The sequence below is a fragment of the Lacrimispora sp. genome (assembly GCF_046972725.1).
Taxonomy (GTDB): domain Bacteria; phylum Bacillota; class Clostridia; order Lachnospirales; family Lachnospiraceae; genus Lacrimispora.
On the sequence record NZ_JBKVXF010000004.1, the window covers coordinates 273802 to 289866 of the forward strand.

17 protein-coding genes are annotated in these 16065 nt (G+C 44.8%); 16 read left to right on the forward strand and 1 reads right to left on the reverse strand.

The genetic code is table 11. From position 1 onward, the window contains the following. The first annotated feature begins 82 nt into the window (after positions 1–82). The 10 genes from ACLTWA_RS15295 to ACLTWA_RS15340 all read left to right on the forward strand — a co-directional run bounded on the left by ACLTWA_RS15295 (position 83) and on the right by ACLTWA_RS15340 (position 9737). Entirely contained in the window at positions 83–1279 is a 1197-nt protein-coding gene (locus ACLTWA_RS15295) for a Zn-dependent hydrolase (RefSeq protein ID WP_412328759.1), read from the forward strand. Between the two features lie 44 nt (positions 1280–1323). Beyond that, entirely contained in the window at positions 1324–2085 is a 762-nt protein-coding gene (locus ACLTWA_RS15300) for an amino acid ABC transporter ATP-binding protein (RefSeq protein ID WP_412328826.1), read from the forward strand. A 10-nt stretch (positions 2086–2095) separates the two neighbouring features. Next, positions 2096–2788, forward strand: coding sequence for an amino acid ABC transporter permease (locus ACLTWA_RS15305; RefSeq protein WP_412328760.1), 693 nt, complete (start codon positions 2096–2098; stop codon positions 2786–2788). Positions 2789–2833: 45 nt separating this feature from the next. Continuing rightward, the gene (locus ACLTWA_RS15310; protein WP_412328761.1) at positions 2834–3754 is read left to right on the forward strand and encodes a transporter substrate-binding domain-containing protein; all 921 of its coding nucleotides are present in this window, start codon (positions 2834–2836) and stop codon (positions 3752–3754) included. A gap of 63 nt (positions 3755–3817) precedes the next feature. Then, the gene (locus tag ACLTWA_RS15315; protein ID WP_412328762.1) at positions 3818–4705 is read left to right on the forward strand and encodes a D-2-hydroxyacid dehydrogenase; all 888 of its coding nucleotides are present in this window, start codon (positions 3818–3820) and stop codon (positions 4703–4705) included. Between the two features lie 21 nt (positions 4706–4726). Further along, the gene (locus ACLTWA_RS15320; protein WP_412328763.1) at positions 4727–5362 is read left to right on the forward strand and encodes an aspartate/glutamate racemase family protein; all 636 of its coding nucleotides are present in this window, start codon (positions 4727–4729) and stop codon (positions 5360–5362) included. A 12-nt stretch (positions 5363–5374) separates the two neighbouring features. After that, positions 5375–6760: an allantoinase AllB gene (allB, locus tag ACLTWA_RS15325; protein WP_412328764.1), complete on the forward strand. Its 1386-nt coding sequence runs from the start codon at positions 5375–5377 to the stop codon at positions 6758–6760. 30 nt (positions 6761–6790) lie between these two features. Then, complete coding sequence (locus ACLTWA_RS15330; protein WP_412328765.1) at positions 6791–7987, forward strand: pyridoxal phosphate-dependent aminotransferase; 1197 nt, start codon at positions 6791–6793, stop codon at positions 7985–7987. Further along, positions 7984–8955, forward strand: coding sequence for a hydroxyacid dehydrogenase (locus ACLTWA_RS15335; RefSeq protein WP_412328766.1), 972 nt, complete (start codon positions 7984–7986; stop codon positions 8953–8955). The genes ACLTWA_RS15330 and ACLTWA_RS15335 overlap by 4 nt, the downstream gene beginning before the upstream one ends. Positions 8956–9005: 50 nt before the next feature. Then, positions 9006–9737, forward strand: a complete 732-nt coding sequence (locus tag ACLTWA_RS15340) for an IclR family transcriptional regulator (protein ID WP_412328767.1) — start codon at positions 9006–9008, stop codon at positions 9735–9737. Here the strand turns inward: ACLTWA_RS15340 and ACLTWA_RS15345 are convergent. Further along, a complete protein-coding gene (locus ACLTWA_RS15345; protein ID WP_412328768.1) occupies positions 9729–9980 on the reverse strand; it encodes a hypothetical protein in 252 nt (83 codons plus the stop codon). The genes ACLTWA_RS15340 and ACLTWA_RS15345 overlap by 9 nt on opposite strands. A 252-nt stretch (positions 9981–10232) precedes the next feature. Between ACLTWA_RS15345 and ACLTWA_RS15350 the strand changes: the two genes are divergently transcribed. The 6 genes from ACLTWA_RS15350 (at position 10233) to ACLTWA_RS15375 (ending at position 15831) form a co-directional block, all read left to right on the forward strand. After that, positions 10233–11249 carry a YARHG domain-containing protein gene (locus ACLTWA_RS15350; RefSeq protein WP_412328769.1) on the forward strand — a complete coding sequence of 339 codons (1017 nt, stop codon included), beginning with the start codon at positions 10233–10235 and terminating at the stop codon, positions 11247–11249. A 175-nt stretch (positions 11250–11424) separates the two neighbouring features. Beyond that, positions 11425–12402, forward strand: a complete 978-nt coding sequence (locus ACLTWA_RS15355) for a hypothetical protein (protein WP_412328770.1) — start codon at positions 11425–11427, stop codon at positions 12400–12402. Between the two features lie 15 nt (positions 12403–12417). Next, positions 12418–13743 carry a 4Fe-4S dicluster domain-containing protein gene (locus ACLTWA_RS15360; protein WP_412328771.1) on the forward strand — a complete coding sequence of 442 codons (1326 nt, stop codon included), beginning with the start codon at positions 12418–12420 and terminating at the stop codon, positions 13741–13743. Continuing rightward, positions 13736–14239, forward strand: coding sequence for a transcription elongation factor GreA (gene greA, locus ACLTWA_RS15365; RefSeq protein WP_412328772.1), 504 nt, complete (start codon positions 13736–13738; stop codon positions 14237–14239). Before ACLTWA_RS15360 ends, greA begins: the two co-directional genes overlap by 8 nt. A 36-nt stretch (positions 14240–14275) precedes the next feature. Next, a complete protein-coding gene (locus ACLTWA_RS15370) occupies positions 14276–14902 on the forward strand; it encodes an HAD family hydrolase (protein WP_412328773.1) in 627 nt (208 codons plus the stop codon). Positions 14903–14931: 29 nt separating this feature from the next. Then, positions 14932–15831 carry a DNA glycosylase gene (locus tag ACLTWA_RS15375; RefSeq protein ID WP_412328774.1) on the forward strand — a complete coding sequence of 300 codons (900 nt, stop codon included), beginning with the start codon at positions 14932–14934 and terminating at the stop codon, positions 15829–15831. The last annotated feature ends 234 nt before the right edge of the window (positions 15832–16065 follow it).

The following is a 16065-nucleotide window of genomic DNA, read 5'->3' on the forward strand; positions in this document are numbered from 1 at the left end:
AGACATCACTCAGAACGAAGACGTTCCTTTAAAAAGGGGCGTTTTTTTTATGTTCTGATAACAAAAGGAGGAAAGAAGAAGCGTGGATTCAGATAAAATCAGGAAAAACTTTTTTAGCATTGCAGATATTGGAAGGAATGAAGACGGATCAATCACAAGGCTTCTTTTCTCAAAGGAATATGAAGAAGCAAAAATACGAACCAGAACCTATATGGAGGAAGCAGGACTTGCGACAGCCATTGATCCGGTTGGCAATATACACGGATTTCTTCAATCAGAAGATCCGGATGCCAAAACCATTCTGATTGGATCTCATCTGGATACGGTGATTCAGGGGGGAGCCTATGACGGATTGTTAGGAATCATTGCAGGGGTGGAAACGGCAAGGGAACTGGAAGAAACGGGCCACAAGCTGACCCATCATCTGGAGATCATTGCTTTTAACGGGGAAGAGGGAAATGACCTTGGAGGAACCTTTGGGAGCCGGTGTGCCATGGGGCTGGTTCCGGCAGAGGATAACGCATACTTAAAAAAAGCAAAGGCATTTGGTCTTACAAAAGAAGACTTGTTAAAATCCAGAATGAATACAAAAAATAAAAGCTGTTTTTTAGAGCTGCATATTGAACAGGGGAATACTCTTTGGCAGGCCGGAGAGGAAATTGGAATTGTAAACGGGATCGTCGGACTTGTACGGTATAAGATCACTGCATGGGGACAGAGCAATCACGCAGGAACCACCATGATGGAACACAGAAAGGATGCCTTGACCGGTATGGCAAAGCTTATGGCGGAGGCAGACCGGCTGGCAAGAGATTACGGAAATCATATGGTAGCGACGTTTGGAAAGGTTGAGGTAACACCCAATGCGGTAGCGGTGATACCGGGAAAGGTAGAAGCAGTTCTTGAGATCAGGAATCTGGATGAGCAGCTTTTGGAACGCTTTTATGAGGAATTAACATGTTTTTCACAGGAGCTGATGCCCATTACCTTTACCTTTGAAAAGCTGGTGGAAAAGACGCCCCAGACCTGTGATGAGAGAATCATAGAAGTGATAGAAAGACTTTGCAGTAAGAAAGATATCGCCTATCGGGTGATGCCAAGCGGAGCCACACACGATTCTGTGGCCATGGCAGATCAGATGCCCATTGGTATGATCTTTGTACCAAGCAAAGACGGCATAAGCCATAACGGGGCAGAGTATACAACATGGAGTCAGGTCATGACCGGAATCCGGCTTTTATATGAAACGGTAAAAGCGGTGGACAAGCTTCACATTTAATATAGGAAAGGACGGGCAATATGGGAGAGAAACGAATGGGAATCATGGAGGCAGATAAAAACTTTGATCCGGAGAAGGATTTCATTCTTCGTGCGGACCGGATACATAAACGATTCAAGCAGCTGGAGGTATTAAAGGGAGTGGATTTAGATGTAAAGAAAGGGGAGGTCGTGGTTATCATCGGACCTTCCGGATCAGGAAAAAGCACGCTTCTCCGCTGCTTCAATAAACTGGAGAAAATCGATGACGGTGAGATTTTTTATAAGGGAGTTCCAACCTCTGATGCATCGGTAAAGACCAGTCATCTAAGAGCCAGAGTGGGAATGGTCTTTCAGCATTTTAATTTGTTCCCCAATATGAACACCATCGAAAATATTACGCTGGCTACCAGACGGGTCAAGCAGTTATCTGATGCAGAAGCCAATGCACAGGCGGAAGGGCTTCTTATGAAGGTCGGTCTTTTGGATAAAAAGGAGGTATATCCCCAGAAGCTATCCGGAGGCCAAAAGCAGAGAATCGCAATTGCAAGGGCTCTTGCCATGAATCCGGATGTGATGCTGTTTGATGAACCAACCTCAGCCCTTGACCCGGAGATGGTGGGAGAAGTGCTGAATGTGATGAAGGAGATGGCACAGTCCGGCATGACCATGGTTATCGTGACCCATGAGATGGGATTTGCAAAAGAGGTGGCATCAAGAATCGTTTTCATGGACGAAGGGCTGATCCAGTTCAACGGAACGCCGGAGCAGATGTTTGGAAGCTGCAGCAATGAACGCGTCAACAGTTTTTTATCAAAGGTATTATAGGAGAAAATGTATGGAAAGTTTAGCGAATTTGGCTTATCAATATAAGAATATGATCTGGATCGGAGTCCGTGTGACCATTGTTGTCTCCGTGCTGTCCGTACTTCTTGGTTTTGTTTTCGGAACCCTGATCTGCTTTATGAAGATCAGCAAGAATAAAATACTCAATACCATCGGAACCGTTTACGTGGAAATCATACGGGGGACTCCGGTTCTTTTGCAGATATCCATGGTCTATTATGGGCTTCCTCTTATGGGACTTCATATGCCTAGCATTACCTTTATGGGGTTCAGTGTGGACAAGCTGGTCTGCGGAATCCTGGCGCTGACCATCAACAGCTCTGCCTACGTCAGCGAAATCGTGCGAAGCGGAATCCAGTCCATTGACAAAGGGCAAAGAGAAGCAGCCTTATCTCTGGGACTGGAAAAACCGGATGTCATGAGATTTATTATCATGCCTCAGGCCATAAAAAACATACTTCCGGCTTTGGGAAATGAATTTGTAAATTTGATTAAAACCTCTTCCCAGGTCTCCATCATCGGCCTTGCCGATTTGATGTACACGGCAAATGTAATCAGGGGAAACAGCTTCCGTCCCTTTGCGCCGCTGGTGATCGTTGCAGTGTTATATCTGGTACTTACCTTCTCCACCTCATCCCTGGTGAGAAATGTTGAAAAAAGGTTTAACCGAAGTTCCGCCAATTAGAAGACGGGATTTTGTAAAATATAAAATTCAAGGAGGATATGAATCATGAAAAAAAGAATGTTTGCGGCCCTGTTAGCCGGTGTGACCCTAATGACATCTTTGGCAGGGTGTTCCGGAGGGAAGACAGAGGAGACAAGTAAAGCGGCTGAAACCACAGAAGCAGCTGTTACAGAAGAAGAAACCAAGGCCCTGGCTCTGGAAGGGGTGGACTTAAACAATCTTGGACCGGTTTTAAAAAAGATCAATGACAGCGGAACTCTGATTGTAGGAAATGACTCCAGCTACCCGCCCTTTGGGTTTAAGGATCCTGAGACCAATGAGGCCATTGGTGTAGAAAAGGAAATGGCAGGCGCCATTGCAGCCAAGCTCTCAGAAGTTCTTGGAAAGGAGATAAAGCTGCAGTTTGAAAGCATGGATTTCAGTGCGGTGCTTTCCTCTCTGGCTTCCGGGACCATTGACCTGGTTTGTTCCGCCTGTACCGTTACGGAAGAACGAAAACAGATTATGGATTTCTCCGATACTTATTTAAATACCAAGGACTGTCTGCTGGTTTTAGATGAAAAAAAGGCTGGATTTTCTACTCTTGCCGATTTTAAAGATAAATCCCTGGCTGCCAATACCGGTTCTTCCCAGGAAAAGAGAGCCAATGATTTAAGCACCAGTGTGGTATCTCTTCCAACGACCTCCGATGCCATTTTACAGTTAAAGGCAGGCAAGGTAGAGGCCATCGTCATTGATAATATCGTTGCTAAACGTTATATATTTAACGATCCTTCCCTTTTTGCTTTTGAGATTTCCGACGAGGAACTTGCACCGGTAGACAAAGCAGTTGCCATGCAGAAAGAGAATGAAGACTTAAAAGCAATTGTAAATGCAGCCATTGCCGAACAAAAGGAAGCAGGCAATATCGATAAGTGGATTGATGAATATACAGAAATTGCAGCAGAGATGCAGGTGGGCAACTAACCATTGAACACGTTATGCATGTCCTTATATCAGCATATCATTCCCAAAGAGTGGCATGCTGATATGCTTTTTATAGAAGAAAATGACATTGATACGCTTCCTGCTTCTATGAAAGGCATTGAAATCTTTATCGGACAGCCTTATCTGGTAAGAAGGAATCTGCTCGATAAGCTGCCGGATCTAAAGTGGGTCCAGATCACAGGGGCCGGATATGACCGTGTGGACGTGGACTGCTTAAAAGAAAGAAACCTTATACTCACCAATACCAGAGACGTCATGAGCATCTCCATCGCAGAAGACGTATTTAGTAAAATGCTGTTTTTTACAAGAAGAATGAGGGAATTTGAATCGGCCAGAAAGGATCACAGATGGGAATCCTTTGGAAGTGACCAGTGGATGAGCACCATTTATTCCGATCTCTATGGCAAGACCCTTGGAATCGTGGGGGACGGCTCCATTGCCGGAGAGATCGGAAGCCGGGCCAAAGCGTTTGGAATGAAAGTGCTTGCCTATGGAAGGACGGATAAAAAGAATCCGCATTTTCATGAATTTCTTACGGGAAAAAAGGGACTTACAGAGCTGGCAAGAAACAGCCATGTGATCGTTATAGCAATTCCTCATAATCCCCAGACAGACGGTCTTATTGGCAGTGAGTTTTTCCGGTCAGTGAAAAACGGCTGTATCTTCATCAATGTGGCCAGGGGCGCCATTGTTAAGGAACAGGCTCTGATTCAGGCCATTAAGGAGAAAAAGCTATACGCTGCCCTTGATGTATTTGAAAAGGAACCTCTCTCCGCAGAATCGGAACTTTGGGAGTTAGACGGAGTTTATCTTACCTCTCACAAAAGCGGAGCCGGTGACAGCTGGGTGGTATTTTTAAAAGAGCTTATAACAGAAAATCTGGCGGCTTATCAGAGGGGCCTTCCCCTAAAGAATCAGATTGTCCTGTAACATATAGAAAGAAGGTGTGCTGTGAAAATACTTATTATCAATCCAAACAGCGATGAAAAAACCAATGAAACTATCCGAAAAAAGGCGGATGTCTTTGTAAATGGTGCCTATGAGGTGGAGGTGAAATGTCTGACAAAGACGCCGAAACTGGTTTCTTCCTATAAAGATATTGCATTGGGGGGCGGTGAGATGATGGACCTGGTGCGGGAGGGGGAAGAATATGACGCATTTATTGTGGCCTGTCACTCGGACCCCAACTTAGACTTATTAAAGGAAATCACCTCAAAGCCGGTGGTAGGAATAGCAGAAGCGTCCATGAAGCTGGCTTCCATGGCAGGGAATTCCTTTGCAGTCATTTCCCCTTCCCTGAAATCTGTCTCAAAAAAATTGGCTCTGGCCCGGAAATATCATTGTGAAAATCTGTTTCAGACCACCCGGGTATCTGCTTCCAATGAAACGGAAGATATCTATCAGGCTGCAAAGGCAGCAGTGGAGGAAGCCCATGTGGATTGTATCGTACTGGGCTGTGCCAATTATGCCAATGCAGATAAGTATTGCGAAGAAAAGCTTCATGTGCCGGTATTTGACGGTGTAGCCTGTGCCCTGATGATGGCCCATGGACTGGTCATGTATCAGCGGTATAAAACGAGTAAATAAGGAGGAATTCATATGTTGGATCTGGTATTGAAAAATGGAAACGTTTACGTGGAAGGAAGTTTTAAGGAGACAGCCGTAGGCGTAAAAGATGGAAAAATTGTGATTATTTCTGATGAGGCTTATATGCCGGAGGCAGAAAAGGTAATTGATATCAAGGGACAGTATGTGATTCCGGGTACCATTGATACCCATGTTCATTTCAGGGATCCGGGAAGATCGGAGCGGGAGACCTTCTATACCGGTTCTCTGGCTGCGGCAGCCGGCGGCGTAACGACTGTCATGGAACACCCGATCTCCATGCCGCCCCAGTATAATAAGGAGATACTGGATAACCGGATCAAGGTGGCAGACTGCCAGTGTATTGTGGATTACTGCTTTTACGGGGCAGCAGGAGCCCAGTTCCCGGAAGAGATCACCAAGCTTGCAAAAGAAGGGATTGTGGCTTATAAAACCTTTCTCCATGCAGCTCCGGAAGGCAGAGACAAGGAGTTTATCGGGCTTACCATGGCAAATGATGCGGAGCTGATCACCGGCCTGACAGAAGTGGCGAAAACCGGCCTGATCTGTGCCACTCATGCAGAAAACAATGACATGATTTCTGCCAACATAAAAAGGCTTCGGAAGGAAGGCAAAGTCAGCGGCCGGGACCATGCCTTAAGCAGACCGCCCATCAGTGAGATCGAAAGCGTAGAAAAGATGATCCGCCTGGCAAGAGAGACCGGAGCCATCATTGAATTTGCCCATATCTCCACCCCGGAGGCCATGGAACTGATTAAGAAAGCAAAGTATGACGGTCAGGAAGTCTATCTGGAGACATGTCCTCATTACCTGTTCCTTGATGAAGATGATCTGGAGAAATACGGGACCTTTGCAAAATGCAATCCTCCTTTGAGAAAAAGAGAACTGGTGGATGGCCTGTGGAAATACATTCAGGATGGAAGTGTGGACTTTATCGGAAGCGACCACAGTCCGTTTTTGTTATCCGAAAAGGAAACCGGGTATGAGGATATCTTTAAGGCCCCCGCAGGTTTCCCAGGCATTGATTTACGGCTTCCCCTAATGCTCGATGCGGCAGCAGAAGGCAAAGTAACCATCGAACGGGTGGTAGAACTTCTTGTGACCAACCCGGCAAAGATCTTTAAGCTGTTCCCCCAAAAAGGAGCCATCCGGGTAGGATCAGATGCAGATTTTGTGGTATTTAACATGGACGAAACTACTGTAGTGGATAAAAACAAGTGCTACTCCAAAGCAAAGGACATTGCCATTCCTTATGATGGAAGAGAGTTAAAATGCAGATTGGCTTATACCATTGTACGCGGACGTGTATTGATGGAGCATGGGATTGTAGATGAAAGCGCAAAGGCATACGGCCAGCTGGTGAAGCCGGCACAGGCGTAAAAGCGGAACGCAGGAAAAGGAGTTCGTGGAATGGATTACAAAATTTCAAGGAAGCTGAGTCTGCTTCCTCCTTCCGGAATCAGAAAGATCAATGAAAAAGCCCTGAAGCTGGAACGGGAAGGAAAGAATATCATACATCTGGAAATAGGCAGGCCGGATTTTGACACGCCTGAATACATAAAAAAAGCCTGTATCAAAAGCATTGAAGAAGGAAATGTCTTCTACACCTCCAACTTCGGGACCATGGAGCTTCGGAAAGCCATTGGAGAAAAGCTTGAGAAACAGAACCATATCAAATATGACCCGGAAGAAGAGATTCTGGTATCCGTTGGCTTATCGGAAGCGGTTTATGATGTGCTGTCCGTTCTTTTGGAGGAAGGAGATGAGATCCTGGTTCCGGACCCGGTCTGGATGAATTACTTGAATCTTCCAAAAGTCCTGGGAGCCGTACCTGTGACTTATCAGCTGCTTGAGGAAAATGAATACCAGCTTGATATGGAAGAAATTGAAAGAAAGATCACGGACAAAACAAAAGCAATGGTCATTGTTTCCCCCAATAATCCTACGGGCGGAGTCCTTCAAAGGCAGACCCTGGAGCAGCTGGCAAAGCTGGCCGTCAAGTACGATATTATGATGATATCCGATGAAGTTTATGAAAGAATCATTTTTGACGGGGAAGAGCACATCAGTATTGCATCCATGGAAGGCATGAAGGAGCGGACGGTCACGTTAAATGGATTTTCAAAAGCCTACTCCATGACCGGCTGGAGACTTGGCTATGTGGCAGCTCCGGCCCCTGTCATTGCAGCAGTCAATAAGATGCACCAGCATCTGACCACCTGTGCTTCTTCCTTTGTCCAGGCGGCAGGAGTTGCCGCCTTGCGGGAAGAAAAGGATGAGATAGGGCTTTTGGTGGAGGAATACAAACGGCGGCGGGATTATCTGGTTTCACAGCTTAATCAGATTCCGGGATTTCACTGTCTGATGCCCAGGGGATCCTTTTATGTTTACGTTAATGTTAAGGCTTTTCCCATGTCCAGTGCAGAACTGTGTGAGTATTTTTTAATGGAAGGCCATGTAGCCATGGTACCCGGAAGTGTCTTTGGAGAAAACGGGGAAGGCTATATAAGGCTATCCTTTGCCAACAGCTATGAGAACATCATAGAGGCGGTAGAGCGGCTGAAAAGGTGTGTGTCAGAATTGAAAAAGGCAGGTAAGGTGAAATGAGTTATCAGGTACTATTGCTGAAAAAACTTGCAGATACAGGAATCCGCTATTTAATGGACCATGGCTGTGACGTAATAATCAGCAGCGGCAAAACAGAAGAAGATTTTATCCGGGATATGAAAAATTGTGACGGCCTGTTTGTAAGGAACGAAAAAATCACCGGGCACATGATGGATATGGCCCCTAAATTAAAGGTCATAGCAAAACATGGCATCGGCTATGACAACATTGATATTGAAGCGGCAACGGAGCGGAATATCCAGGTGGTCTATGCGCCCATGGGAAATGTAAATTCCGTAGCAGAGCACGCCATGATGCTGATTTTGGCCAGTGCAAAACGGTATGGTGTGGTGAATCAGGAGATGAAACGGGGAAACTATGAGATCCGGTATACGCTTCCGGACGGCTACGAGGTAAAGAATAAAACCCTGGGACTGATCGGCTGCGGCAATATTGCAAAGGCTCTGGCAAAAAAGGCATACTTTGGCCTGGATATGAAGGTCATCGGTTATGATCCCTATCAGAAGCCGGGCTTTAACGAAGCCGGAATTGAAATTTTGGAGAGCCGGGAAGAGGTGCTCCGCCGCTCCGATTTCATCAGCATTCATCTGCCCTCCACCAATGCCACGAAAAACAGCTTTGGTATGGCAGAATTTAAAATGATGAAGCCGACCGCATATCTGATCAATACATCAAGAGGTGATATTGTAATAGAAGAGGATTTAGCGGAAGCCCTGAAAACGAAGATCATCAAAGGGGCCGGGCTTGATGTATACAATACAGAGCCGGTAAGCATGGACAATCCTCTGCTATCCATGCCAAACGTCATTGCGACCCCCCACTCGGCAGGAATGACGGTAGAGGCCTCTGACGCTTTGAGCCTGACGGGAGCACAGGGCATTGTGGAAGTGTTATATGGGAAAAGGATCACTTGGCCGGTGAACCGGATATTGGTTGACAAGGCTTAAGTTATTCAATACAATGAGTATGAAAAAAACAAACAGAGAAGGTGATGATTGTGTCACATTTACAAACCGTGTCCAATGCGTTAGACATATTGACTGCACTTGGAAAAAGCGATGATTATTTATCCGTAGAAAAGATTGCAGAATACTTAAATGTTCCGGAAAGCACAACCTACCGCCTGTTGCAGACCCTTGAAGCCAAAGGCTTTGTGGAGCGGCATTCCAGGAATAATATAGGTCTTGGCTCCAGCCTTTTGAGCCTGTCCAGGAACATACATGATAAGCTGGACAAGGAGCTGGCTCTCATTGCCAACCCATGGCTGGAAAAGATAACGGAGGAAAGCCGGGAGACGTCGATTCTATCCATAAGGACGGATATTTACAGTAAATGCATCAAAAGTGTATCATCCAAATACATCATCCGTTTTGTAGCAGAAAACGACCGTTTGTTAAAGCTGAATGTAGGGGCATCCAGCAAAGCCATACTGGCCTTTGAAAATGAGCGTGTCATAAAAACCGTTTTGGATACGCTTTCAGGGGAAGAGGAAAAAGAGGCTTTGTTAAGGGAAATTCAGGAAATCAGAGAAAACCGGTATGCGGTCTCTTCCAGTGAATACGACCTGGGAGCGGTTGGCTTTGGAGTTCCCGTATTTAATTCCTTAGGTCAGATTTATGCAAGTCTTGCGATCGTAGGTCCTGATACAAGGCTAAGGATTGAAGACCGTGACCGCTTTGTAGAGCTGCTGCATGAGGCGAGCCAGGATATAACAAGTAAATTAAGCTGAATTTTCATATATGACACCAGACTTTGTTCTGGTGTCGTTTTTTTCGTCGCTATTGATTTTTTTTGAATTTTCATGAAGTTGATCAACGATGTCGGTCAGGAGACAGCTTTTAGCTGCAAGCATACCATATGTAATATCGGCAGTAAATTTTCTAATAGATTTGGAAAGGCCGCGAGAAATTTTATTTAAAAAGTTTAAAATTTCACGTTTCAAAGTGTAAGTATTTGATGTAAAATGAACCATAGAGAATTCTCCTATTTTTTGTTTAGTAGATTATTTTGTGGTGGTTTAATTCTACATCAAAAAGGAGGGAGATTCCTTAGATTTTAGGTGTTTTTTGAAAGTTGTTTATTGCGATGTATGAAATACAAGATGTGGATAATTCTGCGGGAACTGAAGAAAAAGGAAGATGATAAATAATGATTAGAAAGAAATTTACTGCAATCCATGATGTACCTTTGAATTCATAATCAATTATATTAGAAGGTAATTTATATGAGAAAGAAATATTTAATATTTATAGTTTGCATTTGTCTTATAATGACTGGATGTGGGAAAACAAACGGCGGCAGTTTGGAGAAGGAAGAAACTACTCAAACAGAAGAAATAGATTCAGACACTCAAGGACAAGTGGTAAATGAGAACAGTACCACGGAAAATACAAATACTGAAAATGAAAGTTATGAGATATATTCAGGCCTTTGGACAGAGGGGGATATCAGCCATGACATGGTCATATCTGATGGCGGATCTGAATTTACTGTAAGCATTACAAACAAAACTGAGTTGAATGGATATTTATTTTCTCAGCAGGGTACCAGTGAACGTATAGCAGAAATTGATAACATTAATGGAAAAATTAAAGATAATGAGTGTTACTACGAATTTACGGATGATGGGTGGGGAGGTAAAGGGACTCTGCACATACAGTTTCTGGATGATACAATTCGTATAGAAGTAAAGAACTATAAAATGGATGATAATAACCTGTCAGGTTTTGGCATTTCAGGAGTATATCAGTTGGAAAAAGCAGATAAAGACGTGAAAAAGGAAGAACCGGCGTCTGAGATGTCAGAACAGGATTTACATAATGCGGTATATAACAGATATTATTCTCAGTGGCCTGAAGATAAAATGCTTGCAGCTATAGAAGAAAGAAGACCGTATCGCGAGAGGTGTTCATTTTATGAGGAAGTATTGGAATATATGGAAAATGTCCGTGAAGTAGGGGATGTTGCTAATGTTGTAGAACCTTTATATTATTCAGATATGAAATATTATAAGAAACAGGATTTTGAAAACGTTCCTTTATTGATTATACATTTGGCAAAAAATGAAATTTATGCAAAACATGGGTATATATTTAAGAATGAAGATTTAAATAACTATTTTAAAGGACAATTATGGTATGAACCTTCTATTACGCCGGAAGATTTTGACGATAGTGTTTTTAATGATTATGAAAAATTAAATTTAAAGCTATTTAATGATCTTGATAAGAATTATAAGTAGGTAAGAATACAGATAGAGGGTGTCGCAAAATCACCAAAATAAGGTGATGGAGTGACACCCTCACTGATTGTCGACAAACAGATTCCCGGATTGTGACTTGCATTTCCCCCTTTAAAAATGATAATATAATAAGGTATGCATGGACGAGGTCCGAAATCAAAGAAAGGGAATGGTTATGACAACAGACAGAATGAATCAGCTGGTGATAATGGTGAACTTATGCAGCAGCGTGGTGGAAGGTATGGAACACCTTATGTCCAATCGGAAAAACGAACGTCTGAAGGAAGATACTGTCTTAGGGCTTATGTCTCTGGCAGGGAATCTTAAGGAGATGCAGGCGGACAAAACCGTGATCCATGAGACAAGGTGGATGGCAGAAGTCATAAAGAACTGGCTGTTTGTCTATGACCGGGAATTTAAAGACAGACTGTACCGATGGTACTTTTCCACCCTAAAGGAGATCCGCAATTTAATGACAGAAGAATTGGAGACATGTCCTGTCTGTGGCGGAAAAGGGGGGCCTCATTACGGTGCCGCGGTCTATGTGGAAGGAGGAACAAAGGAAGAAAGTGTACTGAAACCGGTCCGTGTTTATATGAAATGCAAAGATTGCGGAAATTACTATCTTGCAAAGGAAGAAGGCAGATTTTTTAAAGATAAAAAGGGTCACCGCCGGACAAAGGCAGGCTGCGAACGTCTTTTGGCTGATATTGGAAAATTTCGTACAGAAGGAGCCATGCTGTTTATCGGCGGGGAAAGAAGTCAATTATATAAAGAGGCAGAAAAGGCAGGATACCCCTTAAGCGCGATCTCTTTGGAGGAATTCAGGGAACGGAAGGAAATAGAGAAGTATTCCGTGGTGATCCTGGAGGAATTTCCAAAATCCAGAGATGTCAAAGCTGTTCTGGCCGGAGCGGCAGAATATCTGGCAGAAGACGGAGTCCTGTGGTTTGACGGTATGGATCTGGATAAATCCCTTAAGATTCTTGAAAAAAAGGGGACGCCGATCTGGAGACGGGAGACACAGGAGGTCTGTTTTACAGAGGAAGGTATAAATACGCTGGCACAGTCGTGCGGACTTTGTGTAAAATCATACCGCCGCGTGGGGACAGCCAACGGGCGTATTGAAGTCATTGCTGAAAAATTAGTCTGAAAGAAGGAATGAAATATGGGGCATCTGACAACCCGCGATGCTTACTTGAATCTAAGTGACCGCATCAACTGGTTTACACAAGGGGCGCCTCCGTCAGAGACGCTTTATAAGATTCTTCAGGTTTTATATTCGGAAAAAGAGGCCAAATGGGTGGCACTTCTTCCGGTACGTCCATTTACGGCAAAGAAGGCCGCTAAGATCTGGGGAACAACGGAATACCGTGCGGAAAGGCTGTTGGAGCATCTGTGCGAAAAAGCCCTTTTGGTGGATTCCTGGCACAATGGAGTGCGTAAATTCGTTATGCCGCCGCCTATGGCAGGCTTTATTGAATTTGCGCTGATGAGGACAAGAGGAGACATTGACCAGAAATACTTAGGCGAGCTTTATTATCAGTACATGAATGTGGAAGAGGACTTTATTAAAGACCTGTTCTTTGCAACAGAGACAAAACTGGGACGGGTCTATGTCCAGGAACCGGTACTGACCAATGATAAGACCAACCATATCCTGGATTATGAAAGGGCCACACATATCGTTGAAGAGGCAGAGTATATCGGACTTGGTTTATGCTACTGCCGGCATAAGATGTCTCATGCGGGACATCCCTGTGAGATCGATGCACCCTGGGATGTTTGCCTGACCTTTGACAATGTTGCCCGTTCTCTTTCCGAGCATGGAGACTATACCAGGCTGATTTCCAAAGCGGAGGCCCTCGATGCTCTGGAGCGGTCTTATGCCAGCAATCTGGTCCAGATCGGAGAAAATGTCCGGGAGCACCCGGCTTTTATCTGCAACTGCTGCGGATGCTGCTGCGAGGCATTGCAGGCGGCCAGAAAGTTCAGCCCCATGCAGCCCGTTGCAACCACCAATTATCTCCCCCATGTTTCAGAAGAAACCTGTGTGGGGTGCGGGAAATGTGCCAAGGTCTGTCCCGTTCTCGCAATCTCCATGGAAGAAGGGGATGGCGGAAAGAAAAAGGCTGTTGTGGATGAAGAAATCTGTTTGGGATGCGGAGTCTGTGCCAGAAACTGCGGGGTGAAAGCCATTGAACTGAAGCGGAGACCAAAGCAGATCATCACACCGGTCAACAGCACCCACCGGTTCGTGCTGCAGGCCATTGAAAAGGGGACTTTGCAGAATCTGATTTTTGACAATCAGGCATTTGCAAATCACCGGGCAATGGCAGCGCTGTTCGCAGCGATCTTAAAGCTTCCGCCTCTAAAGCAGGCACTGGCAAGCGAGCAGTTAAAATCCATTTATTTAGACCGGCTTTTGTCCCGTTATGAGAAGAAGCCGTCAGGTAAAACGCCGGAAGGAAAAGGGAAGAGGGAACGTGTTTGATAAGCTAACGGAAAATGATATCAAAAAGATGAAGGAAGAGATCGAATACCGCAAACTGGTGGTTCGTAAGGAAGCACTGGAAGCCGTCAAAGAGGCGAGAGCTCATGGCGACCTAAGTGAAAACTTTGAATATCATGCGGCAAAAAAGGATAAGAACCAGAATGAAAGCAGGATCCGCTATCTGGAGCGTATGATAAAGACAGCCCAGGTCATCTCCGATGAATCCGGAGATGACGAGGTAGGGCTTTACAATACGGTAGATCTGTACTTTGAGGATGATGACGAAGTGGAAACCTATAAACTGGTCACTACGGTCCGGGGCAATTCCATGAAAGGGCTCATAAGCTCAGAGTCTCCTCTGGGAAGCGCTATTCTGGGACATAAGGCAGGGGACCGGGTATATGTAAAGGTCGATGAAACCACCGGGTATTATGTGGTGATAAAGCGACTGGAAAACACAAAGGATGATGGCAGTGACAGATTAAGAAGCTACTAACTGCCAAAAGGAATGAATGACTACAGGAGAAAGCCAATGATTAAAAATATTGTATTTGATATGGGAAGAGTGCTTGTTGACTATGAGGGAGACAGAGTCTGCCGGATTTTTATCGAAGATGAGGCGGAGCGAAAGGCAGTGACAGCCACTGTCTTTGAGTCTCAGGAGTGGTTGTTCCTGGACATGGGGCTGCTGACGGAAGAAGAGGCTTTAAAGAGAATGCAGGCCCGCCTGGAAACAGACCATGCAAAGGAAATGGCAGCTCTTTGCTTTAACCATTGGCATGAATATAACATGCAGCCGAGGGAGGACATGGGAGATCTGGTAAGAGAGCTTAAGAGCCGGGGCTATGGAATTTATCTGTGCTCCAATGCCTCTGTGCGCCTTCTGTCCTGCTACCAGATGATTCCCGGAATCGATTGTTTTGATGGGATATTATTTTCCGCAGAGGTAAAATGCATAAAACCTCAGAAGGAGATGTACCTCCATCTGTTTGAACGCTTTCATCTGAAGCCGGAGGAATGCTTTTTTATCGATGACCTGCCTATGAACATTGAAGGCGGCAAGGCATGCGGCATGGACGGATACTGCTTTGCTGACGGAGATGTTGAACGGTTAAGGGAATTTTTGTCTCATCTCAATGAGGGGCAGCCACTTACATAACAGGATATTCAATTGGAAAGAGGTATATTATGTACCGGATAAAGATCAACGATATGGACTTAGAACAGATTGCCCGTTCCGGCCAGTGCTTCCGTATTGGAAAAAGGCAGGAACATAGGGACATCTTTACCATAGCGGCGGATGAGAACTATGTAGAAGCAGTGAAGGAGGGGGACCGCTTTCTTTTTTCCTGCACAGAAACTGATTTTTACCGCATCTGGTCCGGTTATTTCGACTTGCAGACCGATTACGGAGGCTATAAAAGCCATGTGGCTTCTGAAGATGCTTACTTAAGGGAAGCCATGAAATGGGGCTGGGGAGTCCGGATTCTAAAACAGGATTTATGGGAAATGATCATCACTTTTTTGATATCCCAGAACAACAACATCACCCGGATCAGAGGGAGTGTGGAAAAACTCTGTTCCCTGCTGGGGGAAAGAAGATCCGGGGTGGGGTTTGCAGTTTTGCCTGATAACAGCCTGATTGAGACAGAACGTTCCTATGAGACATTTCCCAGACCGGAAGCCATCAAAGAGGCCGGTCTTTCAGGACTTGCTTCCATGGGACTGGGATACAGGGATAAGTATATTCTGTCTATGGCAGAGTTCTGCAGCAGCCGGGAAGGAAACGCATGGCTTGAGAGACTGAAGACCGCAGAATATAAAGAAGCCCATGAAATGCTGAAAAGTCAATACGGCATTGGGAAAAAGGTGGCGGACTGTATCTGTCTGTTCGGCCTGCATCATGTAGGTGCTTTTCCCGTGGATACTCATGTAAAGCAGATTCTGGAGTGCCATTATCCACAGGGATTTCCTTTGGAACGGTATCAGGGATATGCTGGTATTTTGCAGCAGTATATGTTCTATTACAAGGTAAATGGGGGGAAGTCCAAGAATTCTATTCCTTCCGTATCGGTAAGCGGATCATGAATGACCTGAAATACATACTTTTCCCAGGCAGCAGACAATTACAGTTCTGCTGCCTTTTTTCGTTATTTCTTGTGATTTACTAACATATATGAAAACCTCCAGTGATCTGCAGATCTTGTCGAAACATTTCATACTTTTATCACACAATCAACAAAATTATATCACACATTTTTCACAATTCCCTTCTAATCTAGATAAGAACGCATTCATGCGAAAAAGAACAGGAGGAGAGAG